This is a genomic window from Pseudomonas sp. IT-P253 (assembly GCF_949768125.1).
Classification (GTDB): Bacteria; Pseudomonadota; Gammaproteobacteria; order Pseudomonadales; family Pseudomonadaceae; genus Aquipseudomonas.
Window position 1 is genome coordinate 1 of record NZ_CATKPT010000057.1, and the last position, 1,710, is coordinate 1,710.

2 protein-coding genes are annotated in these 1,710 nt (G+C 60.4%); both read left to right on the forward strand.

Annotated elements, in window-relative coordinates; translation table 11 throughout:
- The coding region (locus tag ACM6IR_RS23965; protein WP_414909984.1) for a carbon starvation CstA family protein at positions 1-1,611 on the forward strand (1,611 nt) is incomplete at its 5' end.
- Between the two features lie 15 nt (positions 1,612-1,626).
- Positions 1,627-1,710: CstA-like transporter-associated (seleno)protein (locus ACM6IR_RS23970; RefSeq protein ID WP_414909985.1), on the forward strand; the 84-nt coding region annotated here is incomplete at its 3' end.

Here is a 1,710-nt window from a genome sequence, read left to right on the forward strand (position 1 = left end):
ATGGTCCGTGAAGAAATGGGCCGCATCCCCGGGACCATTGCCTTGTTTGGCTGCTTCCTGATCATGATCATCATCCTCGCGGTGCTGGCGCTGATCGTGGTGAAAGCCTTGGCCGAAAGCCCATGGGGCATTTTCACGGTGATGGCGACCATCCCGATCGCGATGTTCATGGGCATTTACATGCGCTACATCCGTCCGGGCCGCATCGGCGAAATCTCCGTGGTCGGCGTGCTGTTGCTGCTGGGTTCGATCTGGCTGGGTGGGCAGATTGCCGCTGATCCGTTCTGGGCCAAGGCGTTCAGTTTTACCGGGATTCAGATCACCTGGATGCTGATCGGCTACGGTTTCGTGGCGGCCGTGCTGCCGGTGTGGCTGATTCTGGCCCCGCGCGATTACCTGTCGACCTTCCTCAAAATCGGCACCATCGTGGCATTGGCCATCGGTATTCTGGTGACCATGCCCGTGCTGAAAATGCCGGCATTGACCCAGTTCATCGATGGCACCGGGCCGGTGTGGAAGGGCGGTCTGTTTCCGTTCCTGTTCATTACCATTGCCTGTGGTGCGGTGTCCGGTTTCCACGCGCTGATTGCGTCCGGGACCACGCCGAAACTGTTGGCCAGTGAAAGTCATGCCCGTTACATCGGTTACGGCGGCATGTTGATGGAATCCTTCGTGGCCATCATGGCGATGGTTGCCGCTTCGGTGATCGAGCCTGGCGTTTATTTCGCCATGAACAGCCCGGCGGCGATCGTCGGTGGTGACGTGATGCAAGTCGCGCAAACAGTCAGCAGCTGGGGTTTCGCGATTACGCCGGACGCCCTGCAAGCAGTGGCCAAGGACATCGGTGAAATCACCGTCCTGGCTCGCGCCGGTGGCGCGCCGACCCTGGCGGTCGGTATCGCGCAAATCCTGCACAGCGTGCTGCCGGGTGAAAACACCATGGCCTTCTGGTACCACTTCGCGATCCTGTTCGAAGCGCTGTTCATCCTGACGGCGGTCGATGCCGGCACCCGTGCCGGACGGTTCATGCTGCAGGACTTGCTCGGCTCCTTCGTCCCGGCGTTGCGGCGCACCGACTCCTGGACCGCCAACCTGATTGCAACGGCCGGTTGCGTGGCGATGTGGGGTTACTTGCTGTACCAAGGCGTGATCGACCCCTTGGGCGGGATCAACACCTTGTGGCCGCTGTTCGGGATCTCCAACCAGATGCTGGCCGGTATCGCGCTGATGTTGGCGACCGTCGTGCTGATCAAAATGAAACGCCAGCGCTACGTCTGGGTCACCATGCTGCCCGCCGTGTGGCTGCTGATCTGCACCGTCACGGCAGGCTTCATCAAGCTGTTCGACGCCAACCCGGCGATTGGTTTCCTGTCGCTGGCGAAGAAGTACAGCGATGCGCTGGCCAACGGTCAGATCCTCGCCCCGGCCAAGGACATCACGCAGATGCAACACGTGATCTACAACGCCTACACCAACGCCACGCTGACAGCGCTGTTCCTGTTCGTGGTCTTCAGCATTCTGTTCTTTGCGCTCAAGGTCGGCATCGCCGCCTGGGGCACCAAGGAACGCACGGATAAAGAAGCGCCATTCCACGCCGTGCCGGATGCGTAATCGAGGATTGCAAGCATGTTCAATGACCTGAGTCGCCTCGGTAAATACCTCGGTCAGGCCGCACGCCTGATGGTCGGCATGCCCGACTACGACAATTAC